The organism is Methylobacterium sp. WL119 (assembly GCF_008039875.1).
Classification (GTDB): domain Bacteria; phylum Pseudomonadota; class Alphaproteobacteria; order Rhizobiales; family Beijerinckiaceae; genus Methylobacterium.
Genome location: NZ_VRUU01000036.1, coordinates 18,283 through 44,706 on the forward strand (window position 1 = coordinate 18,283; position 26,424 = coordinate 44,706).

25 protein-coding genes are annotated in these 26,424 nt (G+C 70.3%); 11 read left to right on the plus strand and 14 right to left on the minus strand.

The window, feature by feature from the left end; translation table 11 throughout:
- Window positions 1–43 precede the first annotated feature (43 nt).
- The 5 genes from FV227_RS14500 to FV227_RS14520 are packed head-to-tail and all read right to left on the minus strand — an operon-like array spanning window position 44 to window position 4,151.
- Complete coding sequence (locus FV227_RS14500) at window positions 44–1,102, minus strand: HlyD family secretion protein (RefSeq protein ID WP_147859276.1); 1,059 nt, start codon at window positions 1,100–1,102, stop codon at window positions 44–46.
- Complete coding sequence (locus FV227_RS14505; protein ID WP_147729829.1) at window positions 1,102–1,296, minus strand: DUF1656 domain-containing protein; 195 nt, start codon at window positions 1,294–1,296, stop codon at window positions 1,102–1,104. Before FV227_RS14505 ends, FV227_RS14500 begins: the two co-directional genes overlap by 1 nt.
- A 25-nt stretch (window positions 1,297–1,321) precedes the next feature.
- The gene (locus FV227_RS14510) at window positions 1,322–3,355 is read right to left on the minus strand and encodes an FUSC family protein (protein WP_147859277.1); all 2,034 of its coding nucleotides are present in this window, start codon (window positions 3,353–3,355) and stop codon (window positions 1,322–1,324) included.
- On the minus strand, window positions 3,352–3,792 hold the full coding sequence (locus tag FV227_RS14515) for a DUF4345 domain-containing protein (RefSeq protein ID WP_147729875.1): 441 nt from the start codon (window positions 3,790–3,792) through the stop codon (window positions 3,352–3,354). The genes FV227_RS14510 and FV227_RS14515 overlap by 4 nt, the downstream gene beginning before the upstream one ends.
- Before the next feature lie 59 nt (window positions 3,793–3,851).
- Window positions 3,852–4,151 carry a hypothetical protein gene (locus tag FV227_RS14520; RefSeq protein WP_147859278.1) on the minus strand — a complete coding sequence of 100 codons (300 nt, stop codon included), beginning with the start codon at window positions 4,149–4,151 and terminating at the stop codon, window positions 3,852–3,854.
- Window positions 4,152–4,394: 243 nt separating this feature from the next.
- Here FV227_RS14520 and FV227_RS14525 point away from each other — a divergent pair, with 243 nt between their 5' ends.
- Entirely contained in the window at window positions 4,395–5,030 is a 636-nt protein-coding gene (locus FV227_RS14525) for a glutathione S-transferase N-terminal domain-containing protein (RefSeq protein WP_147726084.1), read from the plus strand.
- A 64-nt stretch (window positions 5,031–5,094) separates the two neighbouring features.
- On the opposite strand, the gene FV227_RS14530 is transcribed toward FV227_RS14525, so the two are convergent.
- Window positions 5,095–5,601 carry a DUF2147 domain-containing protein gene (locus tag FV227_RS14530; RefSeq protein ID WP_147726085.1) on the minus strand — a complete coding sequence of 169 codons (507 nt, stop codon included), beginning with the start codon at window positions 5,599–5,601 and terminating at the stop codon, window positions 5,095–5,097.
- Between the two features lie 230 nt (window positions 5,602–5,831).
- Here FV227_RS14530 and ndk point away from each other — a divergent pair, with 230 nt between their 5' ends.
- Both ndk and FV227_RS14540 read left to right on the plus strand, forming a co-directional pair.
- Window positions 5,832–6,254, plus strand: coding sequence for a nucleoside-diphosphate kinase (gene ndk / locus FV227_RS14535; protein ID WP_147726086.1), 423 nt, complete (start codon window positions 5,832–5,834; stop codon window positions 6,252–6,254).
- A gap of 178 nt (window positions 6,255–6,432) precedes the next feature.
- A complete protein-coding gene (locus FV227_RS14540; protein ID WP_147726087.1) occupies window positions 6,433–6,795 on the plus strand; it encodes a hypothetical protein in 363 nt (120 codons plus the stop codon).
- 56 nt (window positions 6,796–6,851) lie between these two features.
- Here FV227_RS14540 and purN read toward each other — a convergent pair whose 3' ends face one another.
- Both purN and purM read right to left on the minus strand, forming a co-directional pair.
- A complete protein-coding gene (purN, locus tag FV227_RS14545; RefSeq protein ID WP_147859279.1) occupies window positions 6,852–7,508 on the minus strand; it encodes a phosphoribosylglycinamide formyltransferase in 657 nt (218 codons plus the stop codon).
- The gene (gene purM / locus FV227_RS14550) at window positions 7,508–8,575 is read right to left on the minus strand and encodes a phosphoribosylformylglycinamidine cyclo-ligase (RefSeq protein ID WP_147859280.1); all 1,068 of its coding nucleotides are present in this window, start codon (window positions 8,573–8,575) and stop codon (window positions 7,508–7,510) included. The genes purN and purM overlap by 1 nt, the downstream gene beginning before the upstream one ends.
- Before the next feature lie 181 nt (window positions 8,576–8,756).
- Between purM and FV227_RS14555 the strand changes: the two genes are divergently transcribed.
- The 4 genes from FV227_RS14555 (at window position 8,757) to ppx (ending at window position 14,763) form a co-directional block, all read left to right on the plus strand.
- Window positions 8,757–9,848 (plus strand): AI-2E family transporter, encoded by a 1,092-nt coding sequence (locus FV227_RS14555; RefSeq protein ID WP_147859281.1) that lies wholly within the window; start codon window positions 8,757–8,759, stop codon window positions 9,846–9,848.
- Window positions 9,849–9,895: 47 nt separating this feature from the next.
- A complete protein-coding gene (locus tag FV227_RS14560; protein WP_147841664.1) occupies window positions 9,896–10,606 on the plus strand; it encodes a hypothetical protein in 711 nt (236 codons plus the stop codon).
- A 145-nt stretch (window positions 10,607–10,751) separates the two neighbouring features.
- Window positions 10,752–13,112 (plus strand): RNA degradosome polyphosphate kinase, encoded by a 2,361-nt coding sequence (locus FV227_RS14565; protein ID WP_147859289.1) that lies wholly within the window; start codon window positions 10,752–10,754, stop codon window positions 13,110–13,112.
- A 109-nt stretch (window positions 13,113–13,221) separates the two neighbouring features.
- Window positions 13,222–14,763, plus strand: a complete 1,542-nt coding sequence (ppx, locus tag FV227_RS14570) for an exopolyphosphatase (protein WP_147859282.1) — start codon at window positions 13,222–13,224, stop codon at window positions 14,761–14,763.
- Window positions 14,764–14,805: 42 nt separating this feature from the next.
- Here ppx and FV227_RS14575 read toward each other — a convergent pair whose 3' ends face one another.
- Together FV227_RS14575 and FV227_RS14580 are read right to left on the minus strand one after the other, a co-directional pair.
- Window positions 14,806–16,251 carry an acetamidase/formamidase family protein gene (locus FV227_RS14575; protein WP_147859290.1) on the minus strand — a complete coding sequence of 482 codons (1,446 nt, stop codon included), beginning with the start codon at window positions 16,249–16,251 and terminating at the stop codon, window positions 14,806–14,808.
- Between the two features lie 65 nt (window positions 16,252–16,316).
- On the minus strand, window positions 16,317–18,647 hold the full coding sequence (locus FV227_RS14580) for an NADP-dependent malic enzyme (protein WP_147726093.1): 2,331 nt from the start codon (window positions 18,645–18,647) through the stop codon (window positions 16,317–16,319).
- Window positions 18,648–18,701: 54 nt separating this feature from the next.
- Between FV227_RS14580 and FV227_RS14585 the strand changes: the two genes are divergently transcribed.
- Together FV227_RS14585 and FV227_RS14590 are read left to right on the plus strand one after the other, a co-directional pair.
- Window positions 18,702–19,322, plus strand: coding sequence for a CatB-related O-acetyltransferase (locus FV227_RS14585; RefSeq protein ID WP_187274811.1), 621 nt, complete (start codon window positions 18,702–18,704; stop codon window positions 19,320–19,322).
- A gap of 53 nt (window positions 19,323–19,375) precedes the next feature.
- Entirely contained in the window at window positions 19,376–19,627 is a 252-nt protein-coding gene (locus FV227_RS14590; RefSeq protein WP_147726094.1) for a DUF3297 family protein, read from the plus strand.
- On the opposite strand, the gene FV227_RS14595 is transcribed toward FV227_RS14590, so the two are convergent.
- The 4 genes from FV227_RS14595 to aspS all read right to left on the minus strand — a co-directional run bounded on the left by FV227_RS14595 (window position 19,597) and on the right by aspS (window position 23,760).
- A complete protein-coding gene (locus FV227_RS14595) occupies window positions 19,597–19,935 on the minus strand; it encodes a hypothetical protein (protein WP_147859283.1) in 339 nt (112 codons plus the stop codon). The two genes, FV227_RS14590 and FV227_RS14595, sit on opposite strands and share 31 nt — an antisense overlap.
- Window positions 19,932–21,011 (minus strand): acyltransferase, encoded by a 1,080-nt coding sequence (locus FV227_RS14600; RefSeq protein ID WP_147859284.1) that lies wholly within the window; start codon window positions 21,009–21,011, stop codon window positions 19,932–19,934. The genes FV227_RS14595 and FV227_RS14600 overlap by 4 nt, the downstream gene beginning before the upstream one ends.
- The gene (locus FV227_RS14605) at window positions 21,008–21,877 is read right to left on the minus strand and encodes a glycosyltransferase family 2 protein (RefSeq protein WP_147859285.1); all 870 of its coding nucleotides are present in this window, start codon (window positions 21,875–21,877) and stop codon (window positions 21,008–21,010) included. Before FV227_RS14605 ends, FV227_RS14600 begins: the two co-directional genes overlap by 4 nt.
- A gap of 68 nt (window positions 21,878–21,945) precedes the next feature.
- On the minus strand, window positions 21,946–23,760 hold the full coding sequence (aspS, locus tag FV227_RS14610) for an aspartate--tRNA ligase (RefSeq protein WP_147859286.1): 1,815 nt from the start codon (window positions 23,758–23,760) through the stop codon (window positions 21,946–21,948).
- Window positions 23,761–23,990: 230 nt separating this feature from the next.
- Between aspS and rnd the strand changes: the two genes are divergently transcribed.
- Both rnd and FV227_RS14620 read left to right on the plus strand, forming a co-directional pair.
- Complete coding sequence (gene rnd, locus FV227_RS14615; protein ID WP_147728090.1) at window positions 23,991–25,145, plus strand: ribonuclease D; 1,155 nt, start codon at window positions 23,991–23,993, stop codon at window positions 25,143–25,145.
- 127 nt (window positions 25,146–25,272) lie between these two features.
- On the plus strand, window positions 25,273–25,563 hold the full coding sequence (locus tag FV227_RS14620) for a hypothetical protein (protein WP_147728089.1): 291 nt from the start codon (window positions 25,273–25,275) through the stop codon (window positions 25,561–25,563).
- Window positions 25,564–26,424 lie beyond the last annotated feature (861 nt).

Below are 26,424 nucleotides of genomic sequence, written 5' to 3' on the forward strand. Positions count from 1 at the left end.
AACTTTCTGCAACACGGCCCGGCGGGCTCGGACGGCGCCGGCCTCAGCGCTTCTCGGCCTCCGCCTCCCGGGTCGGCGCCGGCTCGCCGGTGATGCGCCGGCGCAGATTCATGAACCAGGCCGGCGGCGGCGTGCCGCCCTCGCCGACGACGACCGTCGCGGTCATGCCGGCGACCAGGGGAACACCCGGCGGCACGTGGCCGAGGCGGATCCGCACCGGCACCCGCTGCGCCAGCCGCACCCAGGTGTAGACCGGATCGACGTTGGGGAGGCCCTGCGTGCTCGGTGCCGCATTCGCGGTGGAGATGCCCTGCGTGATGCTCTCGACCGTGCCGCGCAGGTGCCCGGAATAGCCCATCAGCGCCATCTCGGCCGGGTCGCCGACATGGATGTTCTCCATCTTGGTCTCCTCGAAATACCCGTCGACCCAGAACGAGTCCGTGTCGATCACCGAGATGTTCGAGGTGCCCGTCGAGGCGTAGTCGCCGGTGCGCAGCAGCAGGTTGGTCACGCGGCCGTTGACGGTGGACTTCACCTGGGTGCGCGCGAGGTTGGTCTTGGCCTGCGACAGCTGCGCCTTGGCGGTCTCCAAGGCCGCCTCGGCGATCTTGGCGGTGCCCGCGTATTGCTGCTTCTCCTCGACGGAGGTCGAGACCGTGGTCAGCGCCTGCCGCCGCGCCGACTGGGCGTTCTTGACGGAAAGGTCGGCCTCGCGGTTCTTCACCTCGGCCTCGGCCGAGGCGACGTTCACCTCGAAGTCGAACGGATCGATCACGTAGAGAACGTCGCCGCGCTTCACGGTCTGGTTGTCGCCGACGCGAAGCTCGACGATCTGCCCCGACACCTGCGGCGCGATGCTGGCGACCTGAACCCGCACCCGCCCGTCGCGCGTCCACGGCGCGGTGACGTAGTACGACCAGACCACCGCCGCGGCGAGGAACGCGAGCAGCAGGATCACCCCGGTCGCGGCGAGCCGGAAGACCTTTCCGATGCGCCCGCGCCGGGCACGGGCCGGGCGGTCGTCGGCGAGCGCCGGCGGGTCGGCGCGCGTCGCGTCCGCGCGATCGGCCGTCGAGGCCTTGGGGTCGTCCTCGTCGGCCATCACAGCAACACGATCAGGAGGGCGAGCACGCAGACGTAGATCCCGGCCTCTGCGAGCGGCGGGTTGGCGACGTAACGGCTGAAGCGGATGCGCGCGAAGACGAAGCGTAGCGCGATCAGGATCGCGAAGGCGCCGAGCGCATAGGCGACGAAGGGCGAGACCAGGATCCCGCCGATTTGCAGTTCGTGACGCATCGTCGCCTTCCGGGACCCCTTCGTTTCAAAAACCGGGCATGTCGAGGCGCACGAGGAAGCGCCGATGACGCTCGATAACGCGTGCGGCGGCCACCAGGTCGGTCGCCGCGCGCGCGACCGTCATGCGCGTGCCGCGCTCGTGATCGGCCGCGGCGCGGAGGAGGTCGCGGGCCGCGTCCTGCAGGCGCCAGGCATCGCCGCGCGCCAAAGCCTCGCGGCCCTTCGCAGCGGGGGCACGCATCGCCTCGGTGCCGGTCAGCAGCCGCATCTGAGCGTGCGCACGCGCCGCCGCGGATTCGAGCTGCGACAGGGCGAAGGCGTGCACCATCGCCATGTGCCGCACGGCGCGGCTGCCGGAGGTGTATCCGGCGAACTGGAACAAGCGGTCGGCGTTCAGGCTGGTCCGCGTGGTCGCGTCGCCGCCTTCGCCCGCCAGCGCTTCCGCCAGGGCGCGCTTGGCGGAATCGAGGGCAAAGGCGCGATGCTGCGAGGCCGAGATCGGCAGCACCAGCCGGACGGCGAGGAACAGGATGACCGCGGAGGCCATCACCAGCACCGCGTTCATCAGGAAGGTCTGCGGGTCGTAGCTCTGCGGGTTCTCGGGCGCGATCAGCACGGGCGTGAACACCAGCGCGATGAAGCCGATGCCGAAGGTGGACGGGTTCAGCGACAGGAAGCAGGCGACGAACACCGGCACGATCATCGCGATCGCGAGCAGCGGGAAACCCTGGTTCCCGTTGAGGAAGCCGAACAGCACGATGCCGGCGAACAGCGAGGCCAGCGGCATGCCGATGAGGACGCCGACGGCGAACTTCTTCGGATCGGGCGCGGTCGAGGACAGCGCGCAGGTCGAAGCGACCTGGACCAGCGCGAACGAGGTCTGCGGCAGGCCCGAGAGGACCATGAAGGCGGCTGTGAGCCCGAAGCCGATCGCCACCCGCAACGCGGCGCGCAGGGCCACGGGGAAGTCGCGGTGGGTCGGAAGCTTGACGTCGCGCAGCGGCACGTGGCCGTCGGCGAGGGCGCGCAGGCCGTCGTCGGCGAAAGTCGCGGCGTTGACGAAGTCGAGGCAGCGCTGGAGCGCCACCAGCTCGTCCAGCGGCCGGCGCCCATCGCGGACCGCCGCGTCGACGAGGTCGCGCAGGCGTGCATCGATCCGGTCGAGGCGGCCGGCATCCGGTTCGCCGACCCCGCCGGACGCGACCTCGCGGCACAGCCCGATCGCCTCCTCGACCGCCGAGCTCGGATGGCGCAGGGACGCGGCCGCGTTCGCCGCGGCACGGCTCGCCGCCGCCATCACGTAGAGCGCCGCGATGGCGCTGCGGGCGCCGGCCGCCCGGTAGGGGCCGTCGTCGAGCTCGCCGGCGATCGCGCTGGCATCCGCCCGCATCGGCGCGATCGTCCGGATCAGCGCGGCGGTGCGCAGCGGCCCGGGATCGCCCGAGGTGAACGCCTCGCGGGCGAAGGTCCTGGTGCCCGTGTAGGCCGAGGCCAGCGTCGGCAGCAACGTTCGCCACGTGCTCGGCGAGGCGAGGGCGTCGTTGATGAAGGTGATGGTGACGATCGCGACCGTGATCGCGGCCAGGCGCCCGACCGCCGCGTCGAACGTCGTCTGGGGCGCATCGATATGTGCGAGCGCGATGATCGCCACGGTGTAGCCGGACAGCATCGCGCCGTAGGCGCGGGTGTCCTGCAGGTACTGGGCGATGAAGACGCAGACCCCGATCCAAACCGCGAACGCGACCAGCAGCGTCACCCGGTCCTGCGCGAACAGCGCCATGAACACGATCGCGACGATGCCGCCGATCACGGTGCCGAGGAAGCGGTAGGCGGCCTTCGAGATCGCCTGCCCGCGCTTCGGCTGCGCCAGGATTGCCACGCCGGTGGCGGCCGACGACGCGCTGTCGAGCTGCAACCAGAACGCGGCGTAAAGCGCCAGCATCATCGCCAGCCAGATCCGCAGGGCGAACGCCCAGGCGGCCGGCTTCGGCACGATCGCGTCGAGCCGGTCGACCATCCGGCCGAGCCAGGGCGTGGTTTCGGTGGCGGCCTCGCTCATCGCGCCGGCGTGCCGGGGGCGGCCCCTGTCTCCACGATCGCGGCGGCGTCCCGCGCCCGCCCGGCGATCCGCGCCTGCCACAGGCAGAGCAGCGGCGTGACGCCGAGCTCCATGCCGAGCGCCGCGAGCATCGTCAGCGACGGGACGCCGGTGAGCCACAGGCCGAGCAGGCGCGCGAGCCCGCCGAGCACGACGACGAGGGTGAGGAACCGGAAGAGCCGGCCCTTCTCCTCGATCCCGGCGACGCAGGTCAGGAACAGGATGCCGATGCCGGTGAGCAGGCCGGACAGGTAGCGGAAATGGCTGTCGGCCGAGATGTCGGGCAGGCCGGCCTCCAGGCCGTTCATGCCGAAGACCACGCCATACAATCCGGCGGCGATCGGAACGATCGCCGCGACCGCCACCGTGCGCTGCAGCGCCTGTCGTTCCGTCATCATCGCGTTCGGTTACGCTTGAGTACCAGAACGCACAACCCGCCGGAACGCAGGACGATCCGTCAGGCCTTCTCGCCCTTCAGGCGCTTGTTGCACTTGCTCCAGTATTGCGGCCACTTCGGACCCTGCGACACCTTCTCGGCGTCGGCTAGCGCCCGCCACTGCGCGCCGCAGGTCTTCTGGCGCTGGCGCGCCGCCATCTGCCCCGCGCTCGGGGCGGCGTCGGGCTTGGCCGCTGGCGCGGCCGGCGCGGCCATCGGCGTCTCGGTCGGCTTGGCCGCGGGCGGATCCTTGGCCAGGACCGGCTGTGCGAGGGCCAGCGGAACGGCGAAGGCGGCGATCGCGAGGAAACGGGCGAACATGACGGCGGACCCTCCGGGGCGGCACGTCGAATCGCGACGTGCGCTACCTCGCCCCACCACATCGCCAAGCTTGGCCGAGGACAAGGTCGAACGACCGAGCGGCAACAGGCGACCCGGTGATCTCTCGAAAACGTGAGCGGTGATCGGGCGCCCTTGAGTACGCGCCGAGTTCCGAGGTAGCTACCGTCGGCAGACGGGGCCCGTCGTGACGGCCGGCCGATCCGTTGAGAGCGAAGGCAAGCGATGGCGGCCGTGACCGGCAAACCGATCGATCTCCACACCTGGAGCACGCCGAACGGCTGGAAGATCCCGATCATGCTGGAGGAGTGCGGCCTGCCGTATCGGGTCGTCCCGGTCGATATCGCCAAGGGCGAGCAGATGGCGCCCGCGTTCCTCGAAATCTCGCCCAACAACAAGATCCCGGCGATCGTCGATCACGACGGGCCGGGCGGCGAGCCGGTCTCGATCTTCGAATCCGGCGCGATCCTGCAATACCTCGGGCGCAAGACCGGCCGCTTCTATCCGGCCGACGAGCGGGCGCGCGTCGCGGTCGACGAGTGGCTGTTCTGGCAATGCGCCGGCTTCGGGCCGATGCTCGGCCAGACCCACCATTTCAAGATCTACGCGAAGGAGAAGATCCCCTACGCGATCGAGCGGTTCACCGCCGAGACCAACCGGCTCTACGGCGTGCTCGACAGGCGGCTGGCGGATCGCGAGTACCTCGCCGGGGACTACTCCATCGCCGACATGGCGACGGTGCCGTGGGCGAAGTTCACCGGCAAGCAGGGCGTCGACCTCGGGGCGCTGCCGAACGTAAAGGCGTGGCTCGACCGGGTCCTGGCACGGCCCGCCGTGCAGAGAGGCCTCTCCGCGATCTGATCGGGCGCGCCGGCATGCTGATCGGACGCCGCCATCGACGGCGTCCGCAGGGGAGTGGTCCCGCCTACTTGGCGGCGGGCTTGGCCGGCTTCTGCGGCGCCGGCTCGGCGCCGACATTCGCGGCCTGCTGGTTCACGTCCGGCACCCTGGTCCAGGTCTGCGAGCCGCACAGCACCTTGAGCAGGCAGCCCGAGACCGACAGCTCCGAGGCGTTCTCACGCTCGAGGCTGACCTGATAGATCTTGCCTTCCTCGATGTTGTAGATGCTGCCGGAGAACTTCGCCTCGTCCGGCTGCAGGCCCTCGATCAGCGGCAGGCCGAGTACGGGGCGCGAGCGCTTCTTCGGATCGGGGTTCTTGATGTCGGTGCGCGGCGCGCCGGCTTCCGTGGTGGCGACCTTGAGCCACACCACCTTGCCGCAGACCTGAGCCTGGCCGGCGCCGCAGCGGTCGATGCGGATCTTCGCGCGGCCGTCCTCGGTCAGCCAAGTGCCGGAGGGATCCTTGCTCGACTGGGCGTGGGACGAGGCGATGCCGGCGAGGAGGAGGGTGGCGGCGAGGGCGAGACGCATGCAGGTAGCTCCGAAGCTGGCGCCTGACGGCGCGGGGCGGGTGGAGTTCGTGAGATCACTCAGCCACCGCATTCGGGCGATTTTTCGGCAGTGTTGCAGCGTTGCCATGGCCAAGCATCGGGCAGGCTCGGGTTGAGGGTGTCCGGCGCCCTCGCTATAAGCCCGGCGCCAAAGCGTTTTTCGCGACGCGCTTGCTGGCGTTTTTCATTTTTATCCGAAGCGGACTGACCATGGCCACCGAGCGCACCTTCTCCATCCTCAAGCCCGACGCGACCAAGCGGAACCTCACCGGCGCCGTCAACGCGGTCATCGAGAAGGCGGGCCTGCGGATCGTCGGCCAGCGCCGCATCCAGATGAGCCAGGCCCAGGCCGAGAAGTTCTACGAGATCCACAAGGAGCGCCCGTTCTTCGGCGAGCTCGTGACCTTCATGACCTCGGGCCCGGTGGTGGTTCAGGTGCTTGAGGGCGAGAACGCCGTCGCGAAGTACCGTGAGGTGATGGGTGCGACGAACCCGGCCCAGGCCGCCGAGGGCACCATCCGCAAGACCTTCTCGGAATCGGTCGGCGAGAACACCGTCCACGGCTCCGACAGTGCCGACAACGCCAAGATGGAAATCGCGCAGTTCTTCCAGGATTCCGACATCGTCGGCTGAGGAACGCGGGAACCACGTGCCCGAGGGTGGTCGCCGGAACACACCGGGGACGCCTTCGGCTCGGTAGAACGCCACATCGCCCGGAATGGAGGGCGGTGTGGCCGCACCGTCATTGACGAAGCAGGCGGCCAGAGAGTCCAACGGCGTCGGATTTCCAGATCTCGCCAATGGACCTGCCATGACGACCCGCCGCCTGTCCCTGATCGCCGCCGGCCTGCTCTCGCTCGCCGCGACCGCCGCCCTCGCCAGCGGGTCCTCCGCGCCGTTCGATCAGTACCAGCCCGACCCGGCGCTGCGCACGGTGCCGAAGGCCAACCTCGAAGGCCGCGTGCGCCACGCCTGCGCCGTGGTCCAGGCCCGCATCACCAACGCGCCGGAAGCCTCGCTGGAGCGCCCCTGCGGCTGCTACGCGAAGCAGACCATGCGCTCGCTCGACGAGTCCGAGATCGAGGCCTACCGCGCCACCGGCTACTTCAACGATTCCGCCCGCGCCAAGGCGCTGAACGCACTGGATTCGTGCAAGCTGCAGCGGCCGGTCTAGAAACAAGTACGAGGCCTTCCCTCTCCCTTCTGCGGGGGGAGGGAAGGCGCGGAACGCTACAGGCTCAGCAGGGCCGCGTCGGCCGCGCCGCGATCGTCGTCGATCACGACGCGCTCGCCCTCCAACCGGGCACGCCCCCCCGCCACCAGCGCTAGCGCTGCCGGGTAGAGCCTGTGCTCCTGCACGATCACCCGCGCCGCGAGGCTGTCGGGATCGTCGCCCGAACGCACCGGGACCGCCGCCTGCGCCACGATCGGGCCGGCATCGAGTTCCGGCACCACGTAATGCACCGTGCAGCCGTGGAGGCGGACGCCGGCGGCGAGCGCCTGCGCGTGGGTGTGCGTGCCCTTGAACAGCGGCAGCAGGGACGGGTGGATGTTGATCATCCGCCCGGCCCAGGCCTCGGCGAAGCCCGCCGAGAAGATCCGCATGAAGCCGGCGAGGCACACCAGCTCGACGCCGGCCGCGCGCAGCTCGGCATCGAGAGCGGCGTCGAAGGTCGCGCGGTCCGAGAACGTGGTGTGGTCGATCGCGTGCGCCGGGATGCCGACGGAACGCGCATGGGCGAGGCCGCCGGCCTCCGGCCGGTTCGAGAGCACCAGCACGATCTCGGCCGGGTAATCCGGCGCCTTCGCCGCCTCGATCAGCGAGACCATATTCGAGCCGCGGCCCGAGATCAGGATCGCGACGCGCGTTCTGGGCCCCGCCGACATCAGAGCGCGAGGCGGCCGGTGAACGCGACGGGCTCCGGGCCGCGGGCGGTGATCGCCCCGAGCCGCACCGGTGCCTCGCCGGCCTCGGCGAGGGCCCGAATCACCGCCCCGGCGCGGTCCTCGGCGACCACCAGCACCATGCCGATGCCGCAGTTGAAGGTGCGCAGCATCTCGGCTTCGGCGACGCCCCCCTCCCGCGCGAGCCAGCCGAAGACCGGCGGCGGGCGGACCACGTCGAGGTCGATCGTGATGCCGACGTCGTCGGGCAGGACGCGGGGCAGGTTGTCCGGGAAGCCGCCGCCGGTGATGTGGGCGAGCGCCTTGATCCCGTCGGTCGCCTTCAGCACCGCGAGCAGCGGCTTCACGTAGATCCGCGTCGGCTCCAGCAACGCCTCGCCCAGCGTCCTTCCGGTGGCGAACGGCGCGGCCGCGTCCCAGGCCAGGCCGGTGCGCGCGACGATGCGGCGGACCAGCGAGAAGCCGTTCGAGTGCACGCCGGAAGAGGGCAGGCCGAGCACCGCGTCGCCGGCGCGGATGCCGGGCTTCGGCAGCAGGGTGCCGCGCTCGGCCGCGCCGACCGAGAACCCGGCGAGGTCGTAGTCTGCGCCGTCGTAGAGGCCCGGCATCTCGGCGGTCTCGCCGCCGATCAGGGCGCAGCCGGCCTGGCGGCAGCCCTCGGCGATGCCGCGGACGATGTCGGCGCCGACGCCCGGCACGAGCTTGCCGGTGGCGTAGTAGTCGAGGAAGAACAGCGGCTCGGCGCCCTGGACGATGATGTCATTGACGCACATCGCCACGAGGTCGATGCCGATCGTGTCGTGCCGACCGGTCTCGATCGCGATCTTCACCTTGGTGCCGACGCCGTCGTTGGCGGCCACCAGGATCGCGTCCTTGAAGCCCGCGGCCTTGAGGTCGAACAGGCCGCCGAACCCGCCGATCTCGGCGTCGGCGCCGGGCCGGCGCGTGGCGCGCACCAGCGGCTTGATGGTCTCGACCATCGCGTTGCCGGCATCGATGTCGACGCCCGCATGCGCGTAGGTCAGCCCGTTCGTGGTCTCGGCCGTCATCGGCGTCCCGTTCCTGTGGTCCGGGGCTGCTTTAGCTGAGATTCGCGCCGACCGAACCCGTCAGGCCACAAGAAAATGACGCGCCGCGGCCGCTCCACGGCAGGGCAGGCACCGGCGGCCGCCTTGACCGTTCGGAACCGCCTTCCCACTGTCCCACGCGAGTTCGCAGGGGAGGGCGTCGATGCGCGGCAGGGCTGTGATCGGTCTGGCGGCGCTCGTCGGCCTCGGCATCGTGGTCTACCTGCTGCGGGAGGTGATGCTGCCCTTCGTGGCCGGCATCGCGCTCGCCTACCTGCTCGATCCGCTGGCCGACCGGCTCGAGCGCCTCGGCCTCGGTCGGCTGACGGCGAGCCTGCTGATCCTGGCGATGTTCGTCGCCGGCCTGATCGTGTCGCTGCTGATCCTGGTGCCGCTCGCCGCCAACCAGGTCGCGGCGCTGATCAACAGCCTGCCCGGCATGATCGGGCGGCTGCAGGGCATCATCGCCGAGCGGGCCGGCCCGGTGCTGCAGCGGCTCGGCGGCGCCGACGTGGTCAACGAGCTGCAATCCTCCGTCGGGACCCTCGCGACGCAGGGCGGCGCGTGGCTGCTCGCCTTCCTCAAGTCGATCTGGTCCGGCTCGCAGGCCGTGATCTCGGTGATCTCGCTGCTGGTGGTGACGCCGGTGGTCGCGTTCTACATCCTCGTCGACTGGGACCGGATGATCGCGACGCTCGACACCTGGGTGCCGCCGCGCCACCGCACGACGGTGCGCCGGCTCGCCGCGCAGATCGATCGCGCGATCATCGGCTTCGTCCGCGGCCAGACGCTGGTCTGCCTGATCCTCGGCACCTTCTACGCGGTCGTCCTCTGGCTCGTCGGGCTGAACTTCGGCGTGCTGATCGGGCTGATCGCCGGCTTCCTCACCTTCATCCCGTATGTCGGCACGCTCACCGGCTTCCTGCTCTCGGTCGGCGTCGCGCTGGTGCAGTTCTGGCCGGGCTCGGACTGGCTGCATCTCGGGCTGACGGTGGGCGTGTTCCTCGTCGGGCAGTTCCTCGAGGGCAACGTGATCGCGCCCAAACTCGTCGGCGAATCCGTCGGCCTGCATCCGGTCTGGCTGATGTTCGCGCTGCTCGCCTTCGGCTCGCTGTTCGGCTTCCTCGGGCTGCTGCTCGCAGTGCCGGTTGCGGCCTCGATCGGCGTCGTCGTGCGCTTCGCCCTGTCGCGCTACCTGCAGAGCCGGCTCTACCACGCCGAGCAGCCGGCGCTGATCGAGGTGCCGCGGCCTTGAGCCTTGGCGCTTGACTGTCGGGCCGGCACGGTCACCCTGGGCGCCGCATGCGCGAGAACGCCCCCCCGAAGCAACTGGCCTTCGACCTGCCGCTCGATCCGCGCTACGGCCGCGAGGATTTCCTGGTCGGCACGGCCAACGAGGCCGCCTACGCGTCGATCGAGGCCTGGCCCGATTGGCCGGACACCGTGCTCGTGCTCACCGGCCCGCCGGGCAGCGGCAAGAGCCATCTCGCCTCGATCTGGGCGACGCGGGCCCATGCCTGGACCGTGCCGGCGGCCGAGGTCACGGCGGAGACCGTGACCCACTGCATCTCGAACGGCGCCCTGGTGATCGAGGACATCGACCGCCCGGGCCGCGACGAGGCCGCCCTGTTCCACCTGCTCAACCTCGCCCGCGAGCGAAAATGCCCGGTGCTGCTGACCAGCGGCGCGGTGATCGACCAGATCGGCCTGACGGTGGCCGACCTGCGCTCGCGCCTGAGGCTGGCGCCGGGCGTCGCGATCCGCGAGCCCGACGACGCGCTGCTGCGCGCCGTCATCGTCAAGCTGTTCGTCGATCGGCAGCTCGTGGTCGATCTTCGGGTGATCGACGCCGTCGCCCTGCGCATCGACCGCTCCCTCGGGCGCGCCCGCGAGGTGGTGACCGAGCTCGACCGCGACGCCCTCGGCCGCGGCCGCCGCATCACGCGGCCGCTGGCGCTCGCCGTCCTCGAACGCCTCGGGATCGCGGATGGCGGCGACGACGAGGACGACTGATCGCGATCGGTCGGACGCCGCCGGCCATCGCCGAGGAACGGGCTCGCCCGTCGCCGACCGTCACGGCAGTGTCGCATTCCGGCAGAGCACCCATGTTAGGGACGCCGCGACAGGCGGCAGGTGAGGAGTGGCAGGGTTGTCGGACATCGAATCGAACGTGGACGCCCTCGATCGTGCGGACGACGTCACCGAAGCCGGAGACGACGCGGCGCCGAAGCGCGCGCCGCGCCGGGCGGCGGCATCCGCACGGACCTCGCGCCGTCCCTCAGCATCCGAGGCCGCCGCCGACGAGTGGCCGACCACCGCCGAGATCCCCGAGCCGCCGGCGGCCGACGACGACAAGGCCGCGCGCGAGACGATCCTCGAGGCCGGCCGCGCCCTGCGGCTTTCGCCGGAGCGCTTCGTCAACCGCGAGCTGTCGTGGCTGCAGTTCAACCGGCGCGTCCTCGAAGAGGCCGCGAACCCGTCGCATCCGCTGCTGGAGAAGCTGCGCTTCCTCTCGATCTCGGCCAACAACCTCGACGAGTTCTTCATGGTCCGCGTCGCCGGCCTGCACGATCAGGTCCGCGCCGGGCTGACGCTGCCGTCGCAGGACGGGCTGTCGCCGTCCGAGCAGTTCGCGCGCATCGGCACCGGCGTGTCGAAGCTCGCGGAGGACCAGCAGGCGCGCTGGCGCGAGCTGCGCGAGGAGCTCGACGGCGTCGTCGCCCTGGTCGAGCCCGACGCGCTGCGCCCGGAGCACGCCGCGTGGCTGGAGGAGTACTTCCTCAACCACGTCTTCCCGGTGCTGACGCCGCTAGCGATCGACCCGGCCCACCCGTTCCCGTTCATCCCGAACCTCGGCACCACCATCGCGCTGATGCTGATGCGTCCGCGCGACGGCCGCGTGCTGCGCGCGCTGATCCGCATGCCGGGCGTGCTCGACCGCTTCGTGCGGCTTCCGGCGATCGAGGACGACACGGTCGCGCGCTTCATCGCCATCGAGCAGGTGATCGTGCTGTTCACCGGGCGCCTGTTCCCGGGCTACCTGGTGAAGGGGCAGGGCGCCTTCCGGGTGATCCGGGATTCGGACCTCGAGATCGAGGAGGAGGCGGAGGACCTCGTCCTGCATTTCGAGACCGCGCTGAAGCAGCGCCGCCGCGGCATCGTCATCCGCCTCGAGGTCGAGTCCGGCATGCCGGAGGACCTGCGCAGCTTCGTCTGCGACGAGCTCGAGATCGGCGCGGACGCGGTGTTCATCGTCGAGGGCATGCTGGCGCTCAACGAGCTGTCGCAGATCGTCGGGATCGACCGGCCCGACCTCAAGTTCAAGCCGTACAATCCGCGCTTCCCCGAGCGCATCCGCGAGAGCGGCGGTGACGTGTTCGCGGCGATCCGCCAGAAGGATTTCTGCGTCCACCACCCTTACGAATCGTTCGATTCGGTGGTGCAGTTCCTGGCCCAGGCCGCCCGCGACCCGAACGTCGTCGCGATCAAGCAGACGCTCTACCGCACCTCGTCGAACTCGCCGATCGTCGCGGCGCTCGCCGAGGCCGCCGAGCTCGGCAAGTCGGTCACCGCGCTGGTCGAGCTGAAGGCGCGCTTCGACGAGGAGGCCAACATCCGCTGGGCGCGCAACCTCGAGAAGGCCGGCGCGCAGGTGGTGTTCGGCTTCGTCGAGCTGAAGACCCACGCCAAGCTGTCGATGGTGGTGCGGCGCGAGGGCGACAAGCTCGTGACCTACTGCCACGTCGGCACCGGCAACTATCACCCGATCACCGCCCGCATCTACACCGACCTGTCGTTCTTCACCGCCGACCCGGCGGTGGCGCGCGACGTCTCGCGGATCTTCAACTTCATCACCGGCTACGCCGAGCCGGCGCAGCTGGAGCGGATGTCGGTCTCGCCCCTGACCGCCAAGGCGCGGCTGCTGGCCGACATCGAGGCGGAGGCGGCCCACGCCAGGGCGGGCCGGCCGGCCGCGATCTGGATCAAGTGCAACTCGCTGGTCGACGCGCAGATCATCGACGCGCTCTACGATGCCTCGCAGGAGGGCGTGCAGATCGACTGCGTGGTCCGCGGCATCTGCTGCCTGCGGCCGGGCGTGCCGGGCCTGTCCGAGACGATCCGCGTGAAGTCGATCGTCGGGCGCTTCCTCGAGCACGGGCGCATCTACGCCTTCGGCAACGGCGTCGGGCTGCCGCACCCGAAGGCGACGGTCTACATCTCCTCGGCCGACCTGATGAGCCGCAACCTGGACCGCCGCGTCGAGTCGCTGCTGCCGATCAGCAACCCGACGGTCCATCAACAGGTTCTCGACCAGATCATGCTGGCCAACCTTCTCGACAACCGCCAGAGCTGGCGTGTACTGGCATCGGGCGGCGCCGAGCGCATCCACCCCGCCGAGGGCGAGGAACCGTTCAACGCGCACAAGTACTTCATGACGAACCCGAGCCTGTCCGGTCGCGGCAAGTCGTCGAAGAAGTCGAGCCCGCGGGCTCTCAGCCGTCGCGCGCAGCGGGGCTGATCGTCCGGCCCCCGGCCGGATACACGGATCGGGCGGTGCGGATCGCGCCGCCGGGTCATCCAGACGTGCGTTCGACGAGCCGATCGGTATCATACAGCGAGGTCGTTGCTTGGGTCCCCATCGCGCCAACCTCACGCTCGCCCATTCCGCCGACCGGGAGCCGGCCTTGGTCAACGCGCCCGTCGCGATCATCGACATCGGCTCGAACTCGGTCCGCCTCGTCGCCTATGACGGCCTGAGCCGGGCCCCGACGCCGCTCTACAACGAGAAGGTCCTGTGCGGGCTCGGCCGCAACGTCCTCACCACCGGCCGCCTCAACGACGAGGCGGTGCGCCGGGCGCTCGCCGCGCTCGCCCGCTTCCGGGTGCTGTGCGAGACCATGCGGGTTTCGCGCCTGTTCGTGCTCGCCACCGCCGCGGCCCGCGACGCCTCCAACGGGCCCGCCTTCCTCGAGGCCGCCGAGGCGGCCTGCGGCACGCGCATCGAGCTGTTGTCGGGGCGGCGCGAGGCCGAGCTGTCGGCGCTCGGCGTGGTCTCGGGCTTCCATGCGCCGGACGGCGTCGTCGGCGACCTCGGCGGCGGCTCGCTGGAACTCGTCGACGTGCGCGGCGCCGTGGTCGGGCAGGGCGTGACGATGCCGCTCGGCGGCCTCGCGCTGCAGGACCTCTCCGGCGGCTCGCTGAAGAAGGCCGGCAAGATCGTGCGCGAGCACATGAAGAAGGCCGCGCCGCAGCTCGAGACCCTGCGCGGCCGCACCTTCTACGCGGTCGGCGGCACCTGGCGGGCGCTCGCCCGCCTGCACCAGGCCGCGCGGCAATATCCCGTCCACGTGATGCACGGCTACAGCGTCGAGCCGACGGACGAGCTGAGCTTCCTCCAGGTCGTCGAGCAATCCGACGCCGCGACGCTGCAGGACGTCGAGGCGATCTCCGAGGCGCGGCGACCGCTCCTGGCCTACGGCGCGGTGGTGCTGGAGGAGATCATCCGCGTCGGCCGCCCGCGCGAGGTCGCGATCTCGGCCTCCGGCGTGCGCGAGGGCCTGCTCTACGAGCAGGTCGACCGCGAGACCCGGGCGCTCGATCCGCTGCTCGCCTCCTGCGCCGAGCTGAATCAGCTGCGCGCGCGTTCGCCGCGCCACGCCGACGAGCTGATCGCCTGGACCGATCGGTTCGTGGCGGCGCTGGACGGGCCGGAGACCGCCGACGAGCGCCGGCTGCGCCACGCCGCCTGCCTCCTGTCCGACATCGGCTGGCGGGCGCATCCCGACTACCGCGGCGAGCAGAGCATCGCGATCATCCAGAACGCGGCCTTCGTCGGCATCGACCATCCCGGCCGCGGCTTCCTCGCCCTGGCGATCTACTTCCGCCACGAGGGCGTCGCCCCGGAGAAGGCGACCCCCATGCTGCGGGTGCTCGCGGGCCCGCGCCTGTTCGAGCGCGCCCGCCTCATCGGCGCGCTGCTGCGCGTCGCCTTCCCGATGACCGCCGGCATGGAAGGCGCGCTCCGCCGCATGCCGCTCAGCATCGAGGACGGCCGCGTCGTCCTGAGCCTGCCGCCCGAATGGGACGCGCTGAACGGCGACCGCCTGCTCAACCGGGTCCGGGGCCTCGCCCGCATCGCCGGCCTGGAAGGGCGCGTCCGCGTCGGGTGACAATCCGGGTACGGGACCGGAGCGTGGCGCTCCGGTCGGGGCTCAAGCCGTTCGCTCGGCGAAGATCGCCTTCTTCACGATGGCGTGGACGCCCCAGTTGCCGTCGACCACCTGCGTGATGCCGAAATCAACCGCGATCGACATCAGCGAGATCGCCTCGTCCTCGGTCAGTCCCTTCGCGTGCATCAGGAACTGCCGCATCTTGCGGAAGGCGTCGCGCATCGCGAGGTCGATCGAGGACTTCTGGAAGATCGCGTCCTGCGCGGCCGGCCCGAGGTCCTTGAGGTAGTTCGGATAGCTGAAGCCCGAGAGGACCCACTCGTCGCGCGTCTCGATCATCGGGAAGTCGAGGCTCTCGAGCGCGGTGCCGGGCAGGTCCTGCTTCTTGTGCAGCACGAACTGGAACGTGCCGGTGAGCGAGCACTCGATCGCGGTGCCGCAGAGTTCCGAATCGCCCTGGCTAGCATGCGGATCGCCGACCGAGAACAGCGCACCCGGCACGGCGACCGGATAGTACATCGTCGCCCCCTTGCCGATGCGCCAGTTGTCGATGTTGCCGCCGGTGTAGCTCGGCGGGATCGAGTTCACCATGTCGGCTTCGGCCGGCGCCAGGCCCATCGTCCCGAAATGGGGGCGGATCGGCACGCGGATGCCCTTCAGGACGTCGAAGTTGCGCTCGGTCTTGGTGTGATCGACCAGCAGCCCCGGATAGTCGATCGTCGGGTGCGCGATCCCGTTCGGGTCGGTCACGCCGGGCCAGCGGAAGCTGTAGACCGCCTTCGCCCAGTCGCGCGTGCCGGTGGCGTCGACCTCGTAGATCGTCACCACCTCGCGCGGCCGGTCGCCGGTGATGAGGTCCTTGTAGTGGTAGCCCCACCAGGCGGCGGCGTTGCTGCCGAACGCCAGGCCCTTGAACTTCGGGTTGGCACAGGGCCGCGGCGCGACGTCGAGGATGCGGACCTCCAGCACGTCGCCCGGCTCGGCTCCGCGGATCGCCACCGGGCCGGTGCAGATGTGGACGCCGAGACCGCCGCCCGGCCCGAGCTTGGCATCCTCCGGGCCCGCCCCGCGCCGCGCGACGCCCTTCTTGTCCTTGGTCCACAGATAGACGCTCTCGGCACCCGGATCGCCCTGGATCATCCGCTCGGCATCGTCGCTGGCCTGGTGCGTGAGGGTCTCGATCGTGACGAAGTCGCCCGACGCGATCTCGACCTGCGGCTTCAGGTTCTTGCTGAAGTAGCCCCAGTGCACCGTGTCGGCGTTGGCCAGCAGCACCTGGTGCGTCGCCTGCCGCGGTCCGCGCGCCGCGCTGGTCTGGGCGAGCGCGGGCGTGACCAGGGACAAGCCGCCGGCCGCGAGCGCGGCAGCGCCGCCCGTGGCGACGAAGCCGCTCTTCAGGAAGGCGCGTCGCTCGGGCGCGAGATCGCCGAGGAAGCGGCGGCGGTGCTCTGCGAACGCCGCGCAGTTCGGATCGTCGCCCTGGCACATCGTCTCGACCCCCGGCATCCCACTCGGATCGGGAAATGCAAGGACACGGCCAGAGTCCCGGGCCGCTACTCCGACAGCATGCCCGCGCCGGGCTCGGCCGAGTCGAGCATCTGGCCGCCGCCCGCCTGGGCCTCGACCACCGCCGCGGTCGTCACGTTGACGATGCCGCGCGCCGTGACCGACGGCGTCAGGATGTGGGCGGGCTTGGCCGGGCCGATCAGCAGCGGGCCGACCGGGAGGGCGTCGGCGAGCACCTTGGCGAACTGGTAGGCGATGTTGGCCGCGTCCAGGTTCGGGAAGATCAGCACGTTGGCCGCGCCCTTCAGGCGCGAGCCCGGCAGCACCCGATCGCGGACGATCTCGGACAGCGCGGAATCGGCCTGCATCTCGCCGTCGACCTGAAGCTCGGGCGCACGGTCGTTGATCAGGCCCAGAGCTGCCCGCATCTTCATCGCCGAGGGCGTGTCGGACTGGCCGAAGTCGGAATGGCTAAGCAGCGCGATCTTCGGGGTGATGCCGAAGCGCGTGACGTGCCCGGCGCAGGCGACGGCGAGCTCGGCGATCTCCTCCGCGCTCGGATCCTGGCGCACATGCGTGTCGGCGAGGAAGTAGGCGCCCTTCTTCGTGACGATCAGGCTCATCGCGGCGCATTGCGTCACGCCGGGCGACAGCCCGATGATGTCGCGGATGATGCGCAGGCGCGTCTCGAACCGGCCTTCGAGCCCGCAGATCAGCGCGTCGGCCTCGCCGCGGCGCACGGCGATGGCGCCGATGATCGTGGTGTTGGTGCGCACCAGCGTGCGGGCCGCATCCGGCGTGATGCCGCGGCGCCCGGCGATGTCGAGGTAGGTCTGGACGTAGGAGCGGTAGCGCGGATCGTCCTCGGGATCGATCAGCTCGAAGTCGCGGCCCTCCTGGATCGAAAGGCCGAAGCGCTTGAGCCGGGTCTCGACCACCCGCGGGCGGCCGACGAGGATCGGCTTGGCGACGCCGTCCTCGACGATGGCCTGGACCGCGCGCAGCACGCGCTCGTCCTCGCCCTCGGCGTAGATCACGCGCTTGGGATTCTCCTTCGCCTTGGAGAACAGCGGCTTCATGATGAAGCCGGAGCGGTGGACGAACCGATCGAGGGATTCGGCGTAGGCCGCGATGTTCTCGACCGGGCGGCCGGCGACGCCGGAATCCATCGCCGCCTGGGCGACGGCCGGCGCGATGCGCAGGATCAGCCGCGGATCGAACGGGCTCGGGATCAGCGAGCGCGGCCCGAACGGTCGGGCCTCGCCGCCATAGGCGCGGGCCACCACGTCGGAGGGGGTCTCGCGGGCGAGCGCGGCGATGGCCTTCACCGCCGCCTTCTTCATCTCCTCGTTGATGCTGCGCGCGCCGACGTCGAGCGCGCCGCGGAAGATGTAGGGGAAGCACAGGACGTTGTTGACCTGGTTCGGGAAGTCCGAGCGCCCGGTGCAGATCATCGCGTCGGGGCGCTTCTCCTGTGCCAGGTCGGGCATGATCTCGGGATAGGGGTTGGCCAGCGCCATGATCAGCGGCTTCTCGGCCATCTTCTCGAGGTATTCGGGCTTGAGCACGCCGCCGGCCGAGAGGCCGATGAACACGTCGGCGCCGGGGATGACCTCGGCCAGCGTCCGCGCCTCTGTTTCCTGGGCGTAGACGTCCTTCCATCGGTCCATCAGCTCGGTGCGGCCCTTGTAGACCACGCCCTTGATGTCGGTGACCGTGATGTTCTCACGGGTCGCGCCGAGCGAGACCAGCAGGTTGAGGCAGGCCAGGGCCGCCGCGCCGGCGCCCGAGGTGACGATGCGGACGTCCGACAGCTGCTTGCCGGCGAGCTCGAGCGCGTTGAGCACGGCCGCCGCCACGATGATCGCGGTGCCGTGCTGGTCGTCGTGGAAGACCGGGATGTTCATCCGGGCGCGGCACTGCTCCTCGACCTCGAAGCATTCCGGCGCCTTGATGTCCTCCAGGTTGATGCCGCCGAAGGTCGGCTCCAGCGAGCACACCACGTCGACGAGCTTGGCGACGTCGAGCTGGTCGACCTCGATGTCGAACACGTCGATGCCGGCGAACTTCTTGAACAGGACCGCCTTGCCCTCCATCACCGGCTTCGAGGCGAGCGGGCCGATGTTGCCGAGGCCGAGCACGGCGGTGCCGTTGGTGAGCACGGCGACGAGGTTCTGGCGGATGGTGAGGGTCGCGGCCTCCTGCGGGTCGGCCGCGATCGCCTCGCAGGCGGCGGCGACGCCGGGCGAGTAGGCCAGCGCCAGGTCGCGCTGGTTGCCGAGCGGCTTGGTCGCCTGGATCTCGAGCTTTCCGGGGCGCGGGAGGCGGTGATAGACGAGAGCCCCTGACTTGAGATCCTCGGACATGTTGTCGCCCATGGCCCATTCTCCCTCGATCAGGCGCGTACGTCGTGTGGCGCCGAACGCCCTCGCATGAAGGCCCTGTTGCACCGGCTGCGCAGCGGGCGCAACCCGAACAACGAGACGCGGATCCACTTGGAAAAGCTGGTGCGCGCCCACGGATTCTCCATCGGTGCCTATTCGTACGGTCGCCCGAAGGTGCGATTCGCCGAATCCGGGCGGAGGCTGACGATCGGCCGCTATTGTTCCATCGCCGACAAGGTCGAGATCCTGCTCGGCGGCGACCATCGCCTCGACTGGGCCTCGACCTATCCCTTCGCCGCAATGCGCGGGCTGTGGCCGGATGCGGACGCGCCGGCCGGGTACCACGCCTCGCGCGGGGACGTATCGATCGGGCACGACGTCTGGCTCGGCTCGGGCTGCCTGATCCTGTCCGGGGTCACGGTCGGGCACGGCGCGGTGGTGGCGGCGCACGCCGTGGTCACGCGCGACGTGCCGCCCTACGCAATCGTCGCCGGCAACCCGGCCCGGGTCGTGCGCACCCGCTTCGACGCGGCGACGGTGGCGGACCTCGTCGCCTGCGCCTGGTGGGACCTGCCGCATGCGGCGGTGGCGACGCTGGTGCCGCTGCTGCAGAGCGGGCGCATCCCCGAGCTGATCGCCGCCGCCCGCGCCGTTGCACCGCCTGCCTGAATCCCTTACGCGCGGGCCGATCGCACTTGAGCGCCCGCCCGAAGGTCCGACCGATGTCCCAGACGCCCCCCGACCGCCTCGCCGTGAACCCGAACAGCCCGTTCTACGACGAAACCATTCTGGAGCGCGGCATCGGCATCCGCTTCAAGGGCGTCGAGAAGACCAACGTCGAGGAATATTGCGTCAGCGAGGGCTGGGTCCGCCTCAGCGCCGGCAAGACCCTGGACCGCGCCGGCAACCCGATGACGGTGAAGCTCAAGGGCACGGTCGAGCCCTACTTCCGCGACGCCGCACCCGAAGCCTGAGCCTCGCGCCGGCCGCGCGCCAGGTCGAAATCGCGCAGGGTACCCGCGACCAGGGCCGCGACCTGCTCCGGGCTGCGCGCATCCCGGACCACGAGGCTCGCCAGCACGTCGGTGCGGCGTTGCCGCTGCTTGGCCGTCCGCGCGTGGTTCGAGAGCCGCAGGGCGAAGCCGCATCCCGCGCGTTGGAGGTACAGGCTGTCACCGCGCTCGTTGCGCGCGGTCACCCGGAAACCGTGCTCGGCGAGAAGCCGCGCCGCGTGCGCGAGCGCCGCGGCCGGGGGCAGGGCGCGTGCGCCCGAGCCGGTCACGGACCGGCCGGCTCGATGGTGCCGAGGGCGCGGCGTCCCAGGGTCCGCGTCTTCAGCCGCAGTGCCGGCCGCTCGATGGCGTACCACGAGGCCGCGGCCACCGGGATCGTCAGCGCGAGCGCCGGGATCAGCAGCAGCGCCGGGGAAGCACCGGGCCACGAAGCATGGAGGCTCTGCTGCACCGGCCAGCCGTAGAGATAGATCCCGTAGGAGAGGTCCGCGGCCGGGTCGAAGGCCTTGCGCGCCAGCCAGGGCGACAGCCCGAGCCAGATTGCGCCGTAGCCTTCCGCTGTGAACAGCAGCGTGCGGTAGAGCGGGGTGTGGCGCGCCAGGAGGCAGGCCAGCGCCAGGATCGCGAGCGGGACGACCGAGAGGCGCACGGATGCCCTTCCGGCGTAGAGCGCCGCGCCGATCGCGAAGATCAGCGGCAGCCGCAACGCCGTCTCAAGGCCCTTCGGCAGGTCGGGATGCCTCGCATCCGCGATCAGGAGCGCGATCGCGAAGCCGGCGGCGATCAGCGGCACCACCAAGCGCGTCCGCAACGCGCCGACGAGGCCGGTGGCGACGACGCCCAGATAGCACAGGGTCTCGTATTTCAGGGTCCAGACCGTGCCGAGCGGGCTGCGATACGGGTTGTCGGGAAAGACGCCCGGCAGCGACGCGTTGCTCTTGAAGGTGGTCAGCGTGCCACGCACGAAGCGCCAGACGCCGCCATCGCGCAGATACTCGCCGAGCGGCAGCGTGCTCATCGCGGCGCCGAGGACGAGGGCGACCAGCAGCGTCGCGGCGACGAGCCCCGGCAGGATGCGCAGGGTCCGTGCGATGAGGTAGTCGACGAGGCCGCGCCGGTCGAAGCTCATCGTCACGAGGAAGCCCGACACCGCGAAGAAGCCGTTCACCGCGTGCTCGCCGAGAGTGAAGCCGGTCGCCCGCGCCAGCGGCTCGTCGAGGGCGTTGCCGCTGGTGACGCTGAAGGCATGCGAGACCACCACCGCCAGCGCGAGTGCCAGGCGAAGGCCGGAGAAGCCGTTGTGCGGGCGGGCCAGCGCGTCCGCCACCGTCGCGGCGCGGGTCATTCGAGGCCCTCGCGGGCCAGCGCGGACCGGCCCCGCAGCGCGGCCCAGGCGCCCGCGGCCGAGCCGCCGTAGCGCTCGACGCCGGCACGCCGCAGGACCAGCAGGGACAGGCAGGCCTTGAGCGCGTTGGCCGCGAGCCCCGGCAGGATGGGGTCGGCGAGCCCGTACTTGCGGGCGACGTAGGCGCGCGACCACGCCTGGTGCCAGCGGGTGCGGAACACCCGGCCGCGCTCCGGCGCCGAGGAACGCCCGCGCCCGTGCAGGACCTCGGCGCCGTGCACGTGGACGAGGGCGCGGCCCGCATCGGCGATGCGGCGACAGAGGTCGTCGTCCTCGTAGAACAGGAAGATCCGCTCGTCGAAGCCGCCGAGCGCCAGGAAGAACGTCCGCTCGATCATCACGCACGCGCCGGACAGGAACGGCGCGCAGGCATCGCCCGCGGGCAGGTCGCGGCGCCCGCGCGGGTTGGTGAGGTACGGCGCCAGCAGGGAGCGCGGCTGGTAGAAGAACCGGCCGTCCGGCTCGACGATGCGCGGCGCGAACAATCCGGCCTCCGGCCAGCGCTCGGCGGCGGCGAGCAGGGCGTCGGCCGCGCCCGGCCGCAGGATCACGTCGGGGTTGAGGATCAGCACGTAGCGGGCCTGCGCGGCAACGCGGACGCCGAGGGTGTTGGCGCGGCCGTAGCCCTCGTTCCGAGCGTTGCGGACCACCTGCGCGCCGGCCGCCTCCGCGATCTCCGCCGATCGGTCGCGGCTCGCATTGTCGACGACGATCGCCGGCACATGCTCGGCCGCGAGCGCCGACAGGCAGGCCGGCAGAGCCTCGGCGCTGTCATGCGCGACGACGACGGCGACGAGGCTGGGCACTTAACGGACTCCCCGTGGCGACCGCTTTTCCCTCCCCCCTCTGCGGGGGGAGGGAAGGACGCGTGGGGTCACGCCTTCTTCTCAGGCAGGTTCAGGCGGATGTGCAGCTCGCGAAGCTGCTTCGGGGTCGCCTCGGACGGCGCGCCCATCATCAGGTCCTCGGCGCGCTGGTTCATCGGGAACAGCACCACCTCGCGGATGTTCGGCTCCTCGCAGAGCAGCATCACGATGCGGTCGACACCCGGCGCGATGCCGCCGTGCGGCGGGGCGCCGAGGCGCAGCGCGTTGAGCATGCCGCCGAACTTGGCTTCGAGCACGTCGCGCCCGTAGCCCGCGATCGCGAACGCCTTCTCCATGATCTCGGGCTTGTGGTTCCGGATCGCGCCCGACGACAGCTCGATGCCGTTGCAGACGATGTCGTACTGGAATGCCTTGATGTCGAGGATCTTGGCGTCGTCGCCCTCGCCGAGGGCCAGGAAGGCGTCGTGGTCGAAGTTCGGCATCGAGAACGGATTGTGCGAGAAGTCGATGTGCTTCTCGTCCTCGTTCCACTCGAACATCGGGAAGTCGGTGATCCAGCAGAACGCGAATTGGTCCTTGTCGGACAGGCCGAGGTCGTCGCCGATGCGGATGCGCGCCTTGCCGGCGAGCGCCGCGGCCTTCGCCTCGGTGCCGGCGGAAAAGAAGACCGCGTCGCCCGCCTTCGTCCCGGTCTTCTCGGCGATCCGCGCCAGGATCGGCGCGGGGATGAACTTGGCGATCGGGCCCTTGCCCGTGAGGGCGCCGTCGACCTCCTCGAACACCACGTAGCCGAGCCCGGGCGCGCCCTCGGCGCGGGCGAAGTCGTTGAGCTTGTCGAAGAACGAGCGCGGCTGCGTCGCCGCGCCCGTCGCCGGGATCGCGCGGACCACGCCGCCGGACTTGATCACGCCCTTGAACGCCTTGAACTCGACCGCGTCCTCGGCGAACTCGGCCGTGACGTCGGCGATGAGCAGCGGGTTGCGCAGGTCGGGCTTGTCGACGCCGTACTTCAGCATCGCGTCGGCGTAGGTGATGCGCGGAAACACGTCGGTGACGCGCTTGTCGCCGGCGAACTCCTTGAACACCCCGTGCAGAACCGGCTCGACCGCCTGGAACACGTCCTCCTGGGTGACGAAGCTCATCTCGATGTCGAGCTGGTAGAACTCGCCCGGCGAGCGGTCGGCGCGCGCATCCTCGTCGCGGAAGCAAGGCGCGATCTGGAAGTAGCGGTCGAAGCCGGCGATCATCGTCAGCTGCTTGAACTGCTGCGGCGCCTGCGGCAGCGCGTAGAATTTCCCGGGATGGACGCGGGAGGGGACGAGGTAGTCGCGTGCGCCCTCGGGGCTCGATGCCGTGAGGATCGGCGTCTGAAACTCGAAGAACCCGCCCTCGCGCATGCGCCGACGCAGCGAGTCGACGATCGCGCCGCGCTTCATGATGTTGGCGTGCAGCTTCTCGCGGCGCAGGTCGAGGAAGCGGTACCGCAGGCGGGTCTCCTCGGGGTACTCGAGGTCGCCGAAGACCGGCAGCGGCAGCTCGGCGGCCGCGCCCAGCACCTCGAGCTCGTCGATGTAGACCTCGACCGCGCCGGTCGGCAGCTCGGCGTTCTCGGTCCCGGCCGGCCGGGTGCGGACGCGCCCGTCGAGGCGCACGACCCATTCCGAGCGCACGGTGTTGGCCGCCTTGAAGGCCGGCGAATCCGAATCGACCACGCACTGCGTCAGCCCGTAATGGTCGCGCAGGTCGATGAAGAGCACGCCGCCATGGTCGCGGATGCGGTGGCACCAGCCGGAGAGGCGGACGGATGCGCCGACATCGGATGGGCGCAGCGCCCCGCAGGTATGGGTCCGGTAACAGTGCATCGCAAAACCTTGGAATGGAAGCGCGGCACCATTCACGCGAGGGGGGCGAAGTCAAGGCGCGCCGCGGGACCGGGCGGCCGGGTGCCGAGCCTCGCCGTCGCGGATGCCCGGCGGAACCGCGGGCCCAGCGAAGACGGCGCAGGTCCTCGGGGACGTCGAACCTGAGGATCGATGGGGATGCCGGCGCATCCGGCTCCCCTTTACAAGAAACCTCCGATATAGCCGGGGGCATGGATCTGATCAGTACGACGCAGGCGCTCCGCGACGCCTGCGACCGCCTCGCCGCGCAGAGCTTCGTCACCGTGGACACGGAGTTCATGCGCGAGACGACCTATTACCCCAAGCTCTGCCTGATCCAGATGGCGGCGCCGGACGGGACCGGCGTGCTGGTCGATCCGCTGGCGGACGGCATCGACCTCCAGCCCTTCGTCGACCTGATGGCGGACGAGGGCGTGGTGAAGGTGTTCCATTCCGCCCGCCAGGATCTCGAGATCATCTGGCTGATGGGCGGGCTGCTGCCGCAGCCGTTCTTCGACACCCAGGTCGCGGCGATGGTCTGCGGCTACGGCGACTCGGTGTCCTACGAGCAGCTGGTCAACGATGTGGCCAAGGCGAAGATCGACAAGTCCTCGCGCTTCACCGACTGGTCGCGGCGCCCGCTCTCGGACGCGCAGCTCTCCTACGCCCTGTCGGACGTCACCCATCTGGTGACCGTGTACGAGAAGCTGGTCGCCGACCTCGTGCGCGACGACCGCGGGCAGTGGCTCGACGAGGAGATGGCGGTGCTGACCTCGCCCGACACCTATCGCGCCGACCCGGCTCAGGCCTGGCGCCGCCTGTCGGGGCGGATGCGCAAGCCGCGCGAGATCGCGGTGCTGATGGAGGTCGCGGCCTGGCGCGAGCGCGAGGCGCAGACGCGCAACGTGCCGCGCGGGCGCATCCTGAAGGACGAGGCGGTGATCGACGTCGCGACCTCGGCGCCGCGCAGCGTCGAGGCACTCGGCCGGTTGCGCTCGATCCCGGCGGGCTTCGAGCGCTCGCGCACCGGCACCGACATCCTCGCCGCCGTCGAGCGCGGGTTCGCCCGCGACGTCGGCGAGATCGCGCTGCCCGAGCGCGGCCGCGGCCGCAGCGGCGGCAACGGGGCGCTGGTCGAGTTGCTGAAGGTGCTTCTGAAGGCGGTGTGCGAGACCGAGGGCGTCGCGCCGAAGATCATCGCCACGGTGGACGATCTTGAAGCGGTGGCCGACGACGACGCGGCCGACGTGCCGCTTCTCCAGGGCTGGCGCCGCGAGCTCTTCGGCAGCAAGGCGCTCGACCTGAAGCACGGTCGCCTCGCGCTCTCCGCCGAGGGCGGGCGCATCGTGGTGCGGTCGCTGGCCTGAACCGGCGATCGGCCGGCATCCGGTCATCGACGCGAGACCATCGCAGGCGAACCCGTGACACAGGGACGGACCGGGACTAAATGGCAATGCGATTGCCGAAACGTCCCAGGGCCCCACGTCGCATCCGATGCACGAACCCAACGAAGTCCTCCAGACGCTGACCGGGCGGGGCACCGTCTCGGCGGAGGGCTGCGGAACCGTCCGCGTCCGCTACCGGGTGATCGTGGAACGGCGGGCATCCGTCGTCACGGCCCATGGCAGCCTTCACGGAAGCCATGCCGGCCTGCGCCCGATCTGGCTGATCCCGGACTCCACCCTGCGCCTGAAGACCGGCCGGACCCTCGCGATCTCGCTCACCGACCTCGTCGGCGACGCCGCCGAGTTCGAGAGCACCGGCGCCGTCGGGACCCTCGCCTGAGATCGTCGCGGCCGGCTCGCGAGGCAATCCTCCTTCCCGGATGATCACCGTTGAGACGGCGATTCTCGACATCGCTCGGCGCAGAAAAATGCCGTTCTGAGTCGCCGACGGCGGTTTCATGCGACCAGAGCGCGCAGAAGCGGCAGGAAATCACCGAAGCTTGACCGCGAAGCATCCTCAGCGGTGTCGCGACCGGATTTTGCAGCGCATCTGCCCATTGCCAAGGCGATGCCGCGTCATGCCGCGCGAAGCGGCAGCGCACCGTGCACCGAACGCATGAAAAACGCGAATGCCGAAGCTCAAGCTGCAAACGGCGCATGTGTTTGCCGCTCATGCCGAAGCACAACACCTCGGTACGACGCCGTTTTGTGCGATGCACAATAAGTTTTTGCGGCGCGTCAACGACGCTGGTCTTCCCGCGAAGGTGCGGCGACTTGCGCACAACCCTATCGGAGGCGCTCGAACCGAGTTGACGAGGCTCAAAAATCTCTTAGAGTTCGTTCAAGCTTCGGTTTCGAGGGGGCCGCCTCAGGGATGGCGGCCTCTGGCTCGGCGACCCAAAGTCGTCGATTTCCTGCCCGCTACCGAAGCAAATCGATCCCTGTCGCAAAGAGTCAGGTCAGGTCTTCTCGACGCGGTCTGCGTCGTGTCCGGAAGGCATCAAGACTTGTCGGAGGAACACACATGAGAGCGGTTCATCTTCTCGCGCTTGGCGCGAGCCTTGCGGTTGCCGCCCCGGCGATCGCGAACGACGATCTGATGAAGCATCTGGCGAACCCGGCCGAGCAGGTGCTGCAGACGGTCGACTACGCCAACACGCGCTATTCGAAGCTCGACCAGATCAACGCGGGCAACGTCAAG